The organism is Congregibacter sp. (assembly GCF_965662665.1).
Lineage (GTDB): Bacteria > Pseudomonadota > Gammaproteobacteria > Pseudomonadales > Halieaceae > Congregibacter.
Genome location: NZ_CBFIIF010000019.1, coordinates 36,813 through 52,712, shown reverse-complemented (window position 1 = coordinate 52,712; position 15,900 = coordinate 36,813). Strand labels below are relative to the sequence as shown.

16 protein-coding genes are annotated in these 15,900 nt (G+C 54.7%); 4 read left to right on the top strand and 12 right to left on the bottom strand.

Features of this window, described 5'->3' with window-relative positions; translation table 11 throughout:
* Window positions 1–375: class I SAM-dependent methyltransferase (locus ACTG39_RS09450; RefSeq protein ID WP_439107300.1), on the bottom strand; the 375-nt coding region annotated here is incomplete at its 3' end.
* Window positions 372–1,214 carry a lipase family protein gene (locus ACTG39_RS09445; RefSeq protein ID WP_439107299.1) on the bottom strand — a complete coding sequence of 281 codons (843 nt, stop codon included), beginning with the start codon at window positions 1,212–1,214 and terminating at the stop codon, window positions 372–374. The genes ACTG39_RS09450 and ACTG39_RS09445, both read right to left, overlap by 4 nt.
* A 92-nt stretch (window positions 1,215–1,306) precedes the next feature.
* On the opposite strand from ACTG39_RS09445, the gene ACTG39_RS09440 reads away from it, so the two are divergent.
* Window positions 1,307–2,086, top strand: a complete 780-nt coding sequence (locus ACTG39_RS09440; protein ID WP_439107298.1) for an SDR family NAD(P)-dependent oxidoreductase — start codon at window positions 1,307–1,309, stop codon at window positions 2,084–2,086.
* A gap of 57 nt (window positions 2,087–2,143) precedes the next feature.
* Here the strand turns inward: ACTG39_RS09440 and ACTG39_RS09435 are convergent, their stop codons facing one another.
* On the bottom strand, window positions 2,144–3,271 hold the full coding sequence (locus tag ACTG39_RS09435; RefSeq protein ID WP_439107297.1) for a DsbA family protein: 1,128 nt from the start codon (window positions 3,269–3,271) through the stop codon (window positions 2,144–2,146).
* Between the two features lie 208 nt (window positions 3,272–3,479).
* Between ACTG39_RS09435 and ypfJ the strand changes: the two genes are divergently transcribed.
* Window positions 3,480–4,379: a KPN_02809 family neutral zinc metallopeptidase gene (gene ypfJ, locus ACTG39_RS09430; RefSeq protein WP_439107296.1), complete on the top strand. Its 900-nt coding sequence runs from the start codon at window positions 3,480–3,482 to the stop codon at window positions 4,377–4,379.
* A 36-nt stretch (window positions 4,380–4,415) separates the two neighbouring features.
* Here the strand turns inward: ypfJ and ACTG39_RS09425 are convergent, their stop codons facing one another.
* Window positions 4,416–5,609, bottom strand: coding sequence for an NAD(P)/FAD-dependent oxidoreductase (locus ACTG39_RS09425; protein ID WP_439107295.1), 1,194 nt, complete (start codon window positions 5,607–5,609; stop codon window positions 4,416–4,418).
* A complete protein-coding gene (locus ACTG39_RS09420) occupies window positions 5,602–6,150 on the bottom strand; it encodes a DUF1415 domain-containing protein (RefSeq protein ID WP_439107294.1) in 549 nt (182 codons plus the stop codon). Before ACTG39_RS09420 ends, ACTG39_RS09425 begins: the two co-directional genes overlap by 8 nt.
* Before the next feature lie 135 nt (window positions 6,151–6,285).
* Here ACTG39_RS09420 and ACTG39_RS09415 point away from each other — a divergent pair, with 135 nt between their 5' ends.
* Both ACTG39_RS09415 and ACTG39_RS09410 read left to right on the top strand, forming a co-directional pair.
* On the top strand, window positions 6,286–9,396 hold the full coding sequence (locus ACTG39_RS09415) for an error-prone DNA polymerase (RefSeq protein WP_439107293.1): 3,111 nt from the start codon (window positions 6,286–6,288) through the stop codon (window positions 9,394–9,396).
* A 169-nt stretch (window positions 9,397–9,565) separates the two neighbouring features.
* Window positions 9,566–9,766, top strand: a complete 201-nt coding sequence (locus ACTG39_RS09410; protein ID WP_439107292.1) for a YgaP family membrane protein — start codon at window positions 9,566–9,568, stop codon at window positions 9,764–9,766.
* 4 nt (window positions 9,767–9,770) lie between these two features.
* On the opposite strand, the gene ACTG39_RS09405 is transcribed toward ACTG39_RS09410, so the two are convergent.
* The 7 genes from ACTG39_RS09405 to ACTG39_RS09375 form a co-directional block, all read right to left on the bottom strand.
* Complete coding sequence (locus ACTG39_RS09405) at window positions 9,771–10,721, bottom strand: proline iminopeptidase-family hydrolase (RefSeq protein WP_439107291.1); 951 nt, start codon at window positions 10,719–10,721, stop codon at window positions 9,771–9,773.
* Window positions 10,721–11,110 (bottom strand): MAPEG family protein, encoded by a 390-nt coding sequence (locus ACTG39_RS09400; RefSeq protein ID WP_439107290.1) that lies wholly within the window; start codon window positions 11,108–11,110, stop codon window positions 10,721–10,723. Before ACTG39_RS09400 ends, ACTG39_RS09405 begins: the two co-directional genes overlap by 1 nt.
* A gap of 43 nt (window positions 11,111–11,153) precedes the next feature.
* Window positions 11,154–12,290 carry a PQQ-dependent sugar dehydrogenase gene (locus tag ACTG39_RS09395; RefSeq protein ID WP_439107289.1) on the bottom strand — a complete coding sequence of 379 codons (1,137 nt, stop codon included), beginning with the start codon at window positions 12,288–12,290 and terminating at the stop codon, window positions 11,154–11,156.
* Between the two features lie 59 nt (window positions 12,291–12,349).
* Complete coding sequence (gene ppnN / locus ACTG39_RS09390) at window positions 12,350–13,774, bottom strand: nucleotide 5'-monophosphate nucleosidase PpnN (RefSeq protein ID WP_439107288.1); 1,425 nt, start codon at window positions 13,772–13,774, stop codon at window positions 12,350–12,352.
* A 73-nt stretch (window positions 13,775–13,847) separates the two neighbouring features.
* Window positions 13,848–14,471, bottom strand: a complete 624-nt coding sequence (locus ACTG39_RS09385; protein ID WP_439107287.1) for an alpha-ketoglutarate-dependent dioxygenase AlkB family protein — start codon at window positions 14,469–14,471, stop codon at window positions 13,848–13,850.
* A gap of 8 nt (window positions 14,472–14,479) precedes the next feature.
* Window positions 14,480–15,079, bottom strand: a complete 600-nt coding sequence (locus tag ACTG39_RS09380; RefSeq protein WP_439107285.1) for a GNAT family N-acetyltransferase — start codon at window positions 15,077–15,079, stop codon at window positions 14,480–14,482.
* Between the two features lie 139 nt (window positions 15,080–15,218).
* Window positions 15,219–15,785, bottom strand: a complete 567-nt coding sequence (locus tag ACTG39_RS09375) for a peroxiredoxin (RefSeq protein ID WP_439107284.1) — start codon at window positions 15,783–15,785, stop codon at window positions 15,219–15,221.
* Window positions 15,786–15,900 lie beyond the last annotated feature (115 nt).

Sequence of the window (15,900 nt, the reverse complement as noted above, 5' to 3'; positions counted from 1 at the left end):
ATCATCAGGAGCAACAAAGCGCTCTCGAATCGCTATAGCCTCGGGCAGATCGACGGTATACCAGCAACACGCTTCCTCACAGAGTCGGTAGCGCTGCGTCTCCAGCCCTTCACCAAGGTTGACGACACTGGCACCCGGATATTGACCGAGGAACGCTGATAAGGACCGATCAAACAATTGGGCGCGCAAGGCAGCCATAGGGTTACTGCGCCCAAAACTGCGTTTAAAGTCGTAATCAATGCCTCGATAAATCTCAACGGCCTTAGGGTCGTCAAAGGTCCCGTCCGGACGCATAGCCTCCTCTGCTCGACTGTACAGGGTCCAGAGCATTGTTTCGGGGACATCGCTAAGACCGGGTGCGTGGGGAGGGCTCATCGCTTTCGCGCTCGCTCTTCACGTGCAAGATCATCTATTAGCCTTGGAATATAACTGTTCTTGGCGGATGCGAGTCGATGGTTGTCCGCCAGATCGAAGCGCTTCCCGGTCATTTTTACGAAGTTTTTCAAGGCTGCGATGCGCTCATCAAGCCAGGACCCTTTGGTACGCTTTTTGTGGTTGTGCTTGAGTATCACGCGACTTCCCGGATGGCTGAAAAACGGCTCGGGAGGCACATGGGGAACCACGTCGCCAGAGTTAACCACACGATAGTGCGGCCCTTCGATGCTCTTGCTGAGAGCGGACGCGAATTTTGCATCACCGGGCCTGGGACTGGCGAAGGTATACACTCCGTAAACATCAATGTCATTTTCTAACAACATGCCGGCATACAGTGAACACAAAGCGCCACCGAGGCTGTGCCCCGTAATCCATACCCGTCGCGGTTTATCCGCCTGAGTCCTGAGTATCTCTGTAAGTTTAATCACCGCGGGATAGAGTGAATCCTGAAAACCTTCATGAGCACCGGTACTCTCAAAAGGCCCTGGATCCTGAGATGCCTGAAAGTTCGCGAACCAGTCATTTCCGGAGTCACTGCCGCGAAAAACAACCACAATATTGTTGTCATCAGCCATGATGAAACACTGCGTATCGATGTCGGGTTGCTTCTTTCGCGACACCAGCGCAAGAAACTCGTAACCCCAGGTTTTTTCAACGCAGCGCTTGGCCGATCGCAATGAAGCGTAGGACAACTCGCAGGCAAGGGCCAAAGATAGAGCGTTCTGCGGATCGTAGGCATTGCTGGCCCGCAGCGACCGAAAGTGTTCCGCGTACTTCATAGGACCCCTTCTAACAGGAGGAATGTTCGCTGACGCATTATGACGCTATGCTGAGCTGTCGCGATAATAAATCTTTAGTGAGGCAGTCATCCATGAAAAGCGCAGAACGAACCCTCGCAGGCAAAGTAGCCCTGATAACGGGTGCCGCCTCCGGTATTGGCGAAGCCTGTGCTCGAAAACTCGCTGCTGACGGCGCTGCACTGGTACTCACAGACATTAACCAAGCCGGCGTAGAAACACTGACCGCCAAGCTCACCGCTATCGGGGCGCAAGCTATAGCGACCCAACTTGACGTCACCAAGCCAGATGACTGGGATCAAGCCATTGCCCTCACCCTGGACCGCTTCGGTGGCCTGGACATCCTGGTTAACAATGCAGGCATTGCCGGTGACAACACCGATTTAATGACGCTCGACCTAGAAGCATGGCATCGCGTACTGTCAATAAATCTCGATGGCGTGTTTCTTGGTCTGCGTTACGCGGGCCCGGCACTTGAACAACGCGGCGGTGGATCAGTCGTTAACATCAGCTCGATTCTGGGCAAGATTGGCCTCCCGGGAGCAGCACCGTATTGCGCTTCCAAAGGCGGCGTCACGCAGCTTACAAAAGCCGCCGCACTGGAATGGGCTTCGCTGAACATTCGGGTCAACTCGGTCCATCCGGGCTTTGTCGAGACGCCGCTCGTAGACGGAGCACTGGAAAAGCATGAGGATAGCCTGGCGATGCGCGAACTTCTCGTAACGGCGCACCCTCTGGGAAGACTGGGTCAGGCGGACGAAATTGCCAACGCGGTGGCTTTTCTGTCGTCCGATGAGTCAAGCTTCATGACGGGTTCGGAGCTGGTCATCGACGGCGGATACACTGCGCAGTGAGCTGAGGGCTGAGGGCTGAGGGCTGAGGGCTGAGGGCTGAGGGCTATCGAGCCGCACTCAAGACCTTACACCCAACTTCGCCTCAACAAGCGGCAGATGCTGTCGGCCAATAAAAATCTCATCATCGAGCAGCATCACGATGCCAGGCATCGCTGGTTCTGTGACTTGCTCAGGCCCTTCCGAGGAGAGATGAATGTCAAAAGAGCTTAAGGTGTCAGTTATCGCATCAGCATAGGCATCGCTCTGGATATCTAAAACTCCATAGCGGCGCTTGTTCGCGCTTTTATGCGCCCGACGAAAGCGCTGATGCATAGCACTGCGAGAGTTATCCTCATCCGCGACATGCCTGGGACCGGGCTCACGCGAAGTAATCCGCAACCAATGGACCTCAGCTGGGTAGTTGTTCAATAGCCCTACCAGAGTCGGAAGCGCCCGCAGACTATCCAGAGAGTCATCGACCCCGACAAAGATACGCTCGGGCGTATCCGCGTACTCAGGAAGACTTGGCGGTAGTGGGTTGGCGATATCCGGCGCCCCACCCTCACAGCCCTCTAGCTGCCAGCGCACGCGAGGCAGATGCTCCCGACCAAAATAGCATTCGCCTTTGACGACAAAAGTGGGAACTCCGTAAACTCCTGCGTCAAAAACTGCGTGTTGGAAGTCGATACTCGCCGCAAGCCCACCCTCACGAGCCCACTCAAGAAATGCAGCTCCATCAAGCCCCCCGTCATTGAGCAGCCCGGCAACCACCTCCTCACTCTCAAGGTCGAGATCTCGCACCCAGAACCGTGGATACACGCTGTCAATAAAATGCTGCACCGCCGCATGAGAAATCTGTCTGGTCCACATCATTGCTGCTGATACGAGGTGCGTGTCCCAAATTTTTTCTGTGCCGCGTATGGTTAATCCATACAAGCTCGCGTAGCGACGGCAATCGTAATACGCGTACTTCACTCCGGACCATTGTTCAGCACTACGTTTTTGCTCTACGACCTCACCACTTTCACCTAATCGGGCACTGCCCAAATAGCTTGGAATATCCAGTACAAAAGGCCGCCAATCAAACTGCATACCCAGTTGCCGCTCGAGCGCTCGCGTGGGCTCAACCGCCAGGTACGCATAGGGGCTTTTAAAGTCGATGTAGACAATGGCGGGCGCATCAGTCTCAAGAGGCACTATGTTCATAGGGTTTCCGTTAACGAAAAATATGTGAATTCAGACGACGCCTGAACCCCCGCTACTCAGCTTAAGTTCTGCGATGCCAACAACTAATAACCAAGCCATGAGTGCACTCCTGATGAAAGAACTGCGTCGGAGTATAGCCAGCTATCAAAGAGACCGAATCATTTGCTAGGGTTTACGCTGCCGTCACAACTAAATCGGGGAGCTACCCATGCGCTGGAAAGGCAATCGACGCAGCGACAACATTGATGATCGCCGGGGTCGGCGGGTCGTCAGATCCGGTGGATCCCGGTCGACTATGCTGCCGCTCATCATGCAGCTCACCCGCAGTCGTGGAGGTTGGGCGGTCATAGTGATCGTGGCAGGGCTGATGTTCTTTACCGGCACAGACTTAACGACACTCCTCGGTCTGGCAGATGGCCAGTCGACACAAACAACAAGCAGGCCAGTAGAACAGTCCGCCGAAGAAGCCGAGACAGTGGAGTTTATGGCCACGGTACTCGCCGACACCGAAGACACCTGGACGGCGCTCATGGCTGGCGGACAGACGCCCTATGTCGAACCCAAACTTGTGCTGTATCGAGATTCGACACGCTCGGCCTGCGGGCTTGGACAAAGCGCTATGGGTCCTTGCTACTGCCCGGGTGACCAAAAGATCTATCTGGACCTGTCGTTCTTCGGGCAACTCAGCCGCCGCTATGGTGCCCCCGGTGATTTTGCGCAGGCCTATGTGCTGGCTCATGAGGTCGGACATCATGTACAAACCTTGCTGGGTATCAGCGCACGCAATCACGAGGCTCGACAGCGAGCGACAGAAGTTGAAGCGAATCGCTTAAGCGTACGCCAGGAACTCCAAGCCGATTGTTTTGCCGGACTGTGGGCTAATAAGGCGGATCAAGCTCGACAGATTCTCGAGAGCGGCGACGTCGAAGAGGCCCTCGCGGCTGCCACCGCGATCGGCGATGACACCCTCCAGCGTCAGGCCCAGGGACGGGTTACTCCAGACTCATTTACCCATGGTAGCGCAGAGCAGCGCTTGCGCTGGTTTACCGTCGGACTGGAAAAAGGCTCTATGGATAGCTGCAATACCTTCACGACAAACACGCTGTAACCAAAGCCGGGGACTTTTTAAAGCCTAAGAATGCAATCAGAGATGTTGTCCGCAGCACCATCCTGAGGCCCAGGCCCACTGAAAGTTGTAGCCACCGAGCCAACCCGTCACATCCAGCGCCTCTCCAATGGCAAACATGCCGGGCACACGCTTGAGCTCAAAGGTTTTTGAAGAGACTTCGTCGGTATCAATACCTCCCAAAGTCACCTCTGCTGTTCGATAACCCTCGCTACCCCCGGGCATAAAAGACCAGCTGTTCAAGCGCTCGCCGATTTCCGTGAGGGCTGGCGGCGAAAAACTCCCGATTTTCTGATCTTCGAACCATGTGCCCGACATGAGATCCACCAGACGGTTGGGAAGCTGTGTTTTGAGCACGCTGAGCAGCCGCTGCTGGGGATTGGCTTCTCTCGCTGCTGCAAGCCACTGGGATGCGTCATGATCGGGAAGTAGATTTATATCCACGGCCAGACCTTCTCGCCAGAAGGACGATATCTGCAGGATTGCTGGTCCACTCAGACCCCGGTGGGTGAACAACAGATTCTCCCGAAAACTGTGGCCCTGACAGCTCGCAATAACTTCTGTGGATATGCCTGAAAGCGACTCGTAGACGGCTTTGTCACTGGAATTCCAGGTTAAGGGCACCAGAGCAGCGCGTGTTGCATTCAATTTTAAGCCCAACTCTTTAGCGGCGCGAAAGGCCAGATCACTCGCGATTTTCGGCATAGACAAACCACCGGAAGCGATAACTACCTTCTGACCCTCATACTCAGCATCCCCGGTGCGCACAACAAACCCCTCATCTGTCCCGGGATCTATGGAAGTCACCGCCTGGCGTAAACGAATTTCGACCCCCGCGTAGGAGCACTGCTCCAAAAGCATGGCCACAATATCCTTGGCACTATGGTCGCAAAACAGCTGGCCCAGCTTCTTCTCGTGATAGTCGATGCCCGCAGTCTCCACCATTTGGATAAAGTCCGATGGCGAAAACCGCTTCATAGCAGAGATGCAGAAATTGGGGTTCTGCGACACATAGTGTTCGCGCGGGTCTGCGAAAACATTGGTGAAGTTACAGCGACCGCCGCCCGACACCAGAATTTTTAAGCCAACTTTTGGGCCCTGCTCCAGCACTAAAACGCGCAGCCCACGATACCCCGCACTAATCGCGCACATGAGGCCGCTTGCGCCGCCACCGACAACAACCACATCGTATTTTGGAGAGCCTTTACTCATCTAGGCAGCTTTGCAAAAGCTTTTGGAGCCTCTCTCTTCCAAGGCGATTTAGTGTGCGGATATTGTCCTCGGGAATTCTCGCGATATCTGGATGACCAGCAACCGCACGCTCCACGCCCTCCTCTCTCAGTAAATGCAGCATCGGATAGGGTGAACGGTTGGAGTAGTTCTCGGCATCATCAGGCTCAGTCCCAGCAAATTGATAATGCGGATGAAAACTGGCGATCTGATAGATCCCTTCCAGCTTCATCTGTTTAAGCAGAGCATCAGAGCGACCCAGGAAATCGTTGAAGTCATAGAAGTCGTTCAATACCTTTGGATGGACAATAAACGCAGTCTCGATCTCCGGACAATCCTCGAGTCGCTGCAGCTCTTGTGCCAGAGCAGTGAGTAACCCCTCTTCGTCGTCGGCATCACTTAGCGTGAACGCCACGCTATCGCTGTCGAGCTCGCGCTTTGCGAAGGGGCACAGGTTGTATCGCACTACAAGGCTGTCTATCCAGCGCCGGCAGGCATTTAAAGCTTGGTCGTTCAGATACATAACTCCAGAATCGTGCCACGGCGCTAAAACCGAGGGCAAAAAAGGCAATTTAGGACGTAAGTTAGATAATCTATAAATACTGTATAAATATACAGTACACTGTGCGGCCGAGAAATTTTGGCACCGCCGTAAACCATGTCCTACTGCGAACTCCACTGCCTGTCATGTTACAGCTTCCTGCGCGGCGCTTCCCGTCCAGAAGAGCTTGTCGCGCAAGCTGCGGTGAATGGTTATGCCGCGGTCGCTATTACAGACGAATGCTCCCTGGCCGGTGTCGTCAAAGCTCACGTAGCGGCCAAGGAATACGGAATACCGCTGATTATCGGCAGTGAATTCACCTTAACCGAAGGCGTTCATATCATTGCCCTTGCTCCCACGCGTGCAGCCTATGGCGAACTCTCGGGACTCATCAGCCTTGGCCGGCGCCGTAGCCCAAAAGGCGAATACGAGGTGACACTTCGAGATGTGATCTTTCATCTTAAGCGTTGCTTGCTCATCTGGCTCCCGAAGGAAGACAGCGAAGCTAATCGCGGCTATGGCAAACAACTCGCAAGACTCTGTCGAGAGAGAGTCTGGATCGGGGTGCATTATCTTCTTGGCAACGATGAGCTGCGCCGCTATCGGGCATTGCAGACACTCGCGGGCAAACTACAGCTACCTCTCGTCGCCTGCGGTGATGTGCGTATGCACTGCGCAACCCGCAAACCCCTGCACGACGTGATGACCGCCTTGCATCACAATTGTAGTGTTGCTGCGCTAGGTCGTCGCCGGCTACCTAATGCTCAACGGCACTTACGCAGTATCCGGCAGCTGCAACGCTTCTACCCCGCCGAGCTTCTGGACGAAACACTCAACATCGCCCAGCGCTGTCAGTTCACTCTGGATGAGTTGCGTTACGAGTACCCCGAAGAAGTCGTACCCGATGGGCATAACGCGCGGGACTATCTGAGAGAACTTACCTGGCAAGGAGCAAGCCAACGCTGGCCCGACGGGGCGCCCTCAGTCATTCGCGAGCGCATCGAAAAAGAACTCGCCTTGATAGCCGAGCTGGATTACGAGTACTACTTTCTTACGGTACACGACATTGTTCGTTTCGCGCGGGGTCGCGGCATCCTGTGTCAGGGCCGCGGGTCCGCCGCAAACTCCGTAGTGTGCTACTGCCTGTTCATCACAGAAGTCTCCCCCGAGAAAATCTCTTTACTATTTGAGCGGTTTATATCCCGGGAGCGTGACGAACCTCCGGATATCGACGTGGACTTTGAGCACGAGCGCCGCGAAGAAGTTATCCAGTACATCTACGAAAAGTACAGCCGACGCCGAGCTGCACTTGCCGCCACGGTTATCACTTACCGAGCTCGCAGTGCCGTGCGCGATGTAGGTAAAGCCCTCGGCCTGGACCCTCTATTTGTCAACGATCTTGCTAAGTCTCTCGCCTGGTGGGACAAGCAGCGCGACCTGGAAGCACGCTTTAGCGAACATGGGCTACAAACCGAAAGCCAAGATGGCAAACCCAATACCGCCCAGCTCTTTTATCAGCTGGTGCAAGAGATATTGGGATTCCCGAGACATCTGTCTCAGCATGTCGGCGGATTTGTGATATCCCGGGGGCCCATCTCGCAGCTTGTCCCCGTAGAGAATGCCAGCATGGCAGACCGCACCGTGATTCAGTGGGATAAGGATGACATCGAAGCGCTGGGGTTACTCAAGGTCGATGTTCTGGCGCTGGGCATGCTCTCGGCGATCCGCAAATCTCTGGCATTGGTAAATCGCTATGATCCCAGTATCCGTACGCTGCAAGATGTTCCGGCAGAAGACATCGCAACCTATCGCATGCTGCAAAAAGCAGACTCCATTGGTGTTTTCCAGATCGAGTCTCGAGCGCAGATGAGCATGCTGCCGCGCTTAAAGCCGGCGTGCTTTTATGATCTTGTTATCGAAATTGCCATTGTGCGCCCGGGTCCTATTCAGGGAGATATGGTGCACCCTTATCTACGTCGGCGACAGGGGCTGGAAGACATCAGCTATCCCGATGAAGCCGTACAAAGTGTCTTGGAGCGCACTCTTGGTGTGCCCATTTTTCAAGAGCAGGTCATTCGTCTGGCAATGGTAGCCGCAGGCTTTACCGGAGGTGAGGCAGATCAGTTACGGCGGGCCATCACCAACTGGGGCCGTAACAGCAAACTACTCACCTTCGAGAAAAAGCTCACCGATGGCATGCTAAGCCGCGGCTACAGCGAGGACTACGCCCACAGGCTTTTTGATCAGATTAAGGGCTTTGGAGGCTATGGGTTTCCCGAATCCCACTCCGCAAGCTTCGCTCTATTAGCCTACGTGTCATCCTGGCTTAAATGCCACCACCCCAGCGCCTTTTATGTGGGGCTGCTTAACAGCCAGCCCATGGGTTTTTACACGCCTTCGCAACTGATTCAGGATGCTCGCCGGCATGATGTCGTGGCATTACCTCCGGATGTGAATCACAGCGACTGGGATCATCAGCTACTGGATGACGGTCAACAGACCACGCGCGCGCCTATTCGCTTAGGTCTTCGATTGATTAAAGGATTGTCTAAGGATGCCGCCAAACGCATCAGCAGGGCACGCAGAGATGCGCCCTATCGTCAGGTTTCTGATTTACGTAAACGTACTGCACTAAATCGCAAGGATATGGAGGCGCTGGTAGATGCTGATGCGCTTGCCAGTCTGAGCGGTCACCGGCATCAGGCACGTTGGCAAGTCATGGCACTGGAGCCCGAGCGACCGCTTTTGCAACATGAGCAGTACTCTGCCAGCACCACCCTAAACGACGAAGTCAGTTTGCCAGAGCCCGCGGTAGCTGAATCCGTCATCGCCGATTATCGCAGCACGGGAGTCACGCTTCGGGCCCACCCTCTTGCTTTACTTCGCAATCAGGTGCCGTTTAACCGGTGTAAGAATCAGCGTGATCTGCAAGCTATGGATGATGGCCGCTTCGTACGCATAGCCGGACTCGTAACTTGTCGTCAACGCCCGGGCACCGCCTCCGGCGTCCTCTTTCTCACCCTGGAAGACGAAACCGGCAATAACAACGTCGTGGTCTGGCCCAAGGTCCAGCAGAATTTTCGTGAGGCACTCATGAAAGGTCGATTGCTACTTGTTAAAGGCACGCTACAAAAACGCGATGGCGTCACGCACATCGTCGCAGGAGCATTGTTTGATCACAGTGATGCGCTGGGGAACTTAGGTCTTAAGTCGCGGGGTTTTCATTGAGACGAGTCATCGATGGAATACTGGCCTCCGACATCAACAACTCCGAGGGACTCTATAGATCACATAACGAAGTATTCGTTGGGAGAACCTTAGTCATGTGCCATACAACCACGATTGGTCTGTGCTTGATGGGTGAGCAATATTTGGGTGCGTAATATTTGGAGGTGGTATGAAAACAAATATACACAGCATTGAAAGAGTCGTTCGTGTCCTTGGTGGCGCGGGCATCGTCAGCCTCGCCTTTATAGGACCTCAGACACCGTGGGCCTGGTTGGGACTCGTACCTATGGCGACCGGGCTGAGCGGCTGGTGCCCACCCTACGCAATTCTTGGGATCAGTACCTGTAAAACACAGCCCGAAGGTAACTAAAACCTTACCTGGCTTCGGCGTCGCGCATAAAGCGACGCAGCAGGTCACGATAAAGCTGCGGCTCACGGCTGATCGACGCGTGTCCCACTCCCGGGATGACTTCAAAGCGCGACCCTGGCACTGCTTCCGCAAAGCTCTTCACGGTATCCGGTCGTGCCTCATCAAACTCACCCGTGACAAACAGGGTAGGTACATCGATCTCGGCAAGGCGTGGCGTCAGGTCAAAGTCCTGCAAGCTGCCCGTGGCATAAAACTCTGTGGGACCCCACATCTGGTTATAGATCACTGAGTTCCACGGTGCGCCGGGACAATCAACTTCTTCCTGGGCATCACCCCGTCTCACAAATTCCTCATAAAAGACCGCGGTCGCCTTCTCATAGTCCTCATGGTCCGTGGAACTCTCGGCTTCGTGCTTGTCCAGTATCGCTTGCACCTCGGGGGCCAGCGTAGCGCGCAGGGCGTTGGCATCACGAATCCACAGCGGCGTGCTAATTAGCGGTGAGGACAGCGTCAACGACACTATGCCCTCGGTACCTTTCTCCAAAACGTAGTAAGCCGCCAGGGCTCCGCCCCAACTATGCCCCTGAAGATGCATCCGCTTGAGACCCAGCTCCGTGCGCAGGGTGTGAAGAGCATCTACAAATCGGTCCCTGTTCCAAAGCTCAGCATCCCGCGGCCGACCAGAGCGACCGGTACCCAACTGGTCGTAACGAATAACCGCACGTTCATCGGAAAGTGGATACAACAACTGCAAGCCGCAGGAGGTGCCGCCTGGACCACCGTGCAGGGTCAACAAAGGCACAGCATCGCTATTGATGGAATCTCCGCTCGCTATCTCATACCAAAGCGGACCACCCTCGACTCGGATGAAACCGGAACGGAGCTCTGTATCTGCCTGCGTAGCGAAGCTTGTCAGCAACAGCGCGAACGTAAAGAACCGATTAATCGTTCTCATCACATCACCGCCGCTAAGAGCATCACAAAAGTGGCCGCAAAGCCCACAAACCATATGGCTGAGCGCAGTAGCGGAATACCCGAGGCATAGGCCGGCACGTACAAAATCCGCGCAGCCAGATAAGTCCAGGCAGCCTTGGCCGTTAAGGCGCTTCCTGCATCACCAAGCACGACCACCGCCACCGCAATGGTGAAGAGGATCAATCCCTCAAAGTGATTATCCATTGCGCGCTTGAGCCGCCCGGGAACACCCCTTGCCTCCTGAGGTTCATCCCGAGGCCCACCGGTGTACTGCACGCCCAACTGTATATTCAGGGGCACCGCCATTAAGACAAACTGCAGGTACTGCAGCAGTCCCGCGTAAGCCAGAACTTGAACTTCTACAGGCATGGGTAAATCTCTTTGTGTGCGATCAACGTCGAATCAATAACGATCAAGGCGTCAAACGCAGCAGACGCCCACTGCTATCACCGTAGTCGTCTTCGAGCACCCAGATGCTGCCATCTGCAGACTCCTGAACACTGCGAATGCGTGCACCCATATCAAAGCGCTCCACCTCTTCAGCTGATCCGTCTTCGCCCAAGGCAACGCGGACGATCGCGCGAGAAGACAAACCCGCAATAAGCGCGTCGCCTTTCCAGTCAGCGAACGCACCACCACGATAAATCAGCATATCTCCCGGAGAGATTACCGGCGTCCACCACAGGGCAGGTTTGTTGAATTCGGGTCGCGTGTCGTGATCGGGCATTTTGCGGCCATCGTAATGATCACCATTTGACACCTCCGGATAACCATAGTTGGCGCCGCGCTCAATCAGATTAAGCTCATCGCCACCGGCAGGGCCCATCTCAATCTCCCAGAGACGCCCGTCAAGACCTAAAGCAAGACCCAGAACATTGCGATGTCCCAGGGACCAGATTTGGGGATAAATCCCACCCCGACCCACGCGGGGATTCTCGGAGTAGTAATCTACGAAGGGATTGTCATCCGGTACCGAGCCATCGTCATTAAGACGAAGGACCTTACCGGAGTTGGATTGCATGTCCTGAGCCGTCGTGAACTTCTGGCGATCACCCGAAGTGATCCAGAGATAACCCTCGTCATCAAAAAGTATGCGGTGTCCGTAGTGCCCATAACCCAGCAGCTTGGGGTATTGCCGCCAAATCACTTCCACATCACTGAGGGAGGGTCGTCGGCCTGAAGCATCCAGCACCGCGCGAGCCACTGCCGCGCCGCGGGTGCCGCCAACGCCCGCCTCGGCGTAGCTCAGATACACCATGCCGTTGTCAGAAAAGTCCGGGTGCAGCGCAATATCACCAAGACCGCCCTGTCCGCCGTACGCCACATCAGGCACCCCGCCCACGGGACGGGACTTCGTACCCTCTTCGTCCACAATGATCAGGTTGCCCTTTTTTTCAGTAACTAATAAACGCCCATCGGGCATTTCGGCAACAGACCAGGGATCGTCAAATTGGCTTACCTCAGTGACGGTGAAGGGTAACTCGGCATGCGCCGTTGCAACCAAAAGCAGCGCTATTAGCGAAAATGCAGCGTTCAAAAGGAGTTTCATGTCGTTTCCTTATTGTGTGTTGTGCAGACGCCGTTTGACGACGGATGACCACGCACTCACTAGACGTGCCCGGCCACTTCAAAACAAGGTCGGTAGCTCGCAGGATCAATCTTCATCCGACCGTCTTTAACAAATCCATCCAACAGTTCGGCCAGACCCTCGATAACTTCGCCCTCTCCGTTTAACTGGTACGGACCGTGAGCCTCAACGGCTCTTACGCCAAAGTCTTTTACATTACCCGCGACAATGCCGGAAAAAGCTCGGCGCAGCTCAGCAACGAGCTCATGCTGCGGTTGATCACGATGCAAGGATAGCGCAGCCATGTTTTCATGGGTGGGCTCAAAAGGCATTTGTAGCTCTTGGGGTATATGCAGAGTCCAGCCATAGCTGAAGGACTCATTCTGTTCGATACGCTGGCGCCGCAGCGCTTTGATCGAACTCTTCATGGCTCGCGCTACTCCCGCCGCATCACCATTAATAATCTTGTAATGCTGTGCTACCTCATCGCCCAGGCACTTCCGCAGAAAACTATCGATCTGCTCAAAGTAAGCAGCGCTCTCTGTGGGCCCCGTAAAGATCAAGGGTAGTTCAAGATGAGCGTTCGCAGGATGCATTTTTATACCCAAGAGGAACATAATCTCTTCGGCCGTCCCCGCACCACCGGGGAACACCAAAATCCCATGGGCGACACGCACAAAAGCTTCCAAGCGTTTTTCGATATCTGGAAGAATCACCAGCTCATTGACAATCGCATTGGGAGATTCAGCGGCGATAATGCCCGGCTCCGACAGCCCGACGTAGCGGGTATCACTGTTGAGTTGCTTGGCGTGGGCGATAGCCGCTCCCTTCATGGGCCCTTTCATCGCGCCGGGGCCACAGCCGGTGCATATATCAAAACCGCGCAAACCCAAGGAATAACCTACTGTTTTGGAGTAGTCATACTCTATACGGGAGATTGAATGACCGCCCCAGCAAACGACCAGTCGGGGCTGTACATTGCTACGCACGACGTTCGCATTGCGCAGAATGCGAAAAACCGCGTCGGTAATACCCTCAGAATTGCTCAGATCAAAGGTTTGCTGCTCTGCCAGTTTGTGCTCCGTATACACAATATCGCGCAGCGCTGAAAACAGGTGGTGGCGTATCCCCTCGATCATTCTGCCATCGACAAATGCCTCGCCGGGGGCATTAAAAAGCTCCAGCTTTAAACCCCGAGGCTCGGGAATGACCTTCAGATCAAAGTCCGCATAGGCCTCATAGACTTTCCTCGCATCATCCACATAGCCATCGGTGTTAAGAATGGCCAGCGCACAGCGGCGAAACAGCTCATGGAGCTTTGCATCGGCGTTCGCGAGGCTGGCCATTTCACGCTGTGTCAGAAGGTCGAGGGTTTGCACAGGGCGAACGGAAGCCCGAGTGATACGTGGAAGGGTGATTTCACTGCCGCCGGTGGTTTCACCAGCGCATTGTTCAGGAATGTTCATATCCCAAGTATACCGCGACAAGGTGACGCCTGAGTGACGGGTGACAATGCAAGGGAATCAGCCCCTGGAAACTCTATCGCGACGCTGTGGAGTGCACGTAGCGGAACGTTAGATTAATGCGCGGCCCACAGGCTCTCGTTTGTTTTGGAACCTCGTGTCGCCAATTTAGCTGGGTGTCACCACGCATAATCAGCAGGGTACCCGACGGCAGCGGTAGCCTCAGCGGTTTGATGGACTTGTCGCTTCGATGCTTGAGCCTGAAGATTCGTTCTTCCCCCAGACTGAGAGACGCAATGACAGGCTGCTCACCCAACTCGGGCTCATCATCCGCATGCAGGCCCATGCTGTCACGGTGATCGCGATACAGGTTGGCGAGCACACTGTTGAATCTGGCGTCGCTGAGCTCCTCTATGCGTTTGCGAAGAGAATTCAGTTGCGGAGTCCAGGGCAAGCCATCGTGTCGAATCCCTGAGTATTTATAGCTCACTCCCTCATCAGCGTACCAAGCCAAAAGACGGGGCTGCATGTACCGCTTGCCAAATAGCTGAATAGGCTCTTCCCGCCAGTCCACTTCGCGCCGAATAATCTCAAAAAGCGATGCGTAATCTCCGCCCAGATCAGGGGTCCGATAGAGTATTAACTCGCCCCCGGGAAGATCTAACTGCTCTTTGCTTGCCGACGAAAACAGATCGTTCATTGCTCAGTTCATCTCGGTGGAGAGTCCCGCCCCAACATTGAATCCAACTGCACCTTTACGCCCAGCCATTCGCTATCAAGGATTGAGTACACGCAAGTATCCCGCAGCGTGCCGTTGCGATGGCGACTGTGGTTGCGCAAAATTCCATCGGCCTTTGCGCCAATGCGCTCGATAGCGCGACGACTCCCGCGGTTGAAGGACGAGGTGCGAAACTCCACCGAGATGCAGCCCAGAGATTCGAAGGCGTGCTCGAGCAAGAGACGCTTGCACTGCGTGTTGAGTGCCGTGCGCTGAACACGCTTTGCGTACCAGGTAGAGCCAATCTCAACCCGTGGAGAACTCGCATCGATGTTCATATAAGTGGTCATTCCCGCTGGGACACCCTCAGCATCAAGCACGGTGAAGGGCAGCATGCGCGACGCACGCTGCTCACCAAGGCGACGCTCTATCTCTGCCGCCATTTCCGCGGGCGCTGGCACATTGGTATACCAGGCGCGCCAGACTTCGCCGTCACTGCTGGCGCTGGCAAGGGCATCGGCATGTTCCCTTTGCAGGGGAACGAGACTCGCGAATTCACCCTCGAGAGTAACGGGATCAGGCCATGACATAAGAGGCTTCCTGAAAAAAAACGCATGGCTAGCATGCCATGATTCAGACAAAAAAAACCCGCTCACAATGGAGCGGGTTTTTCCTCGGCCAGGCGCGCCCAGCCAAAGCCCGAAGGCTTTCCTACCATTTTGGCGGTGCTTAGCCTACAAACGCTTTGCGTGGCTCTGAAACGCCCGCAGACTCTGTACCCTTGAGGTAGGCCAGCATGGTGTCAGCATCGGAGACTTCAAAGGGATCAGTCTCACCGTTATCGCAGTAACCCGCCTCAGAAAACAGCTTCTCGATAGTGCCGTCATTGACGAGCATGGAGTAACGCCAGGAGCGCATACCAAAGCCGATGTTCGACTTGTCTACCAGCATGCCCATCTTGCGAGTGAATTCGCCGTTGCCGTCAGGGAGCAAGAAGACATTTTTGTTGCCCTGCTCCTGGCCCCACTTGAACATAACGAAAGCGTCGTTCACTGAAACACAGATGATCTCGTCAACGCCCTGTGCCTTGAACTCTTCATAAAGTTCTTCATAGCGTGGCAGGTGGTTGGAAGAACAGGTCGGTGTAAAAGCACCTGGAAGTGAAAAAACGACAACTTTCTTGCCGCCAAAAATGTCGGCTGTTGTCTTCTCTTCCCAACGGAAAGGGTTATCGCCACCTACGGACTCGTCCCGTACGCGTGTTTTAAAAGTTGCCTCTGGTACCTGTGTAGTCACGTCTAAGCTCTCCTTAATCGATCGGAAATTGATATCGCTGTTACAGCGATACCTTTGAATATCTGCCGCTTCATCTCATGCGGGGGGTGCATCTTAACGAAGATTCAATGATCGA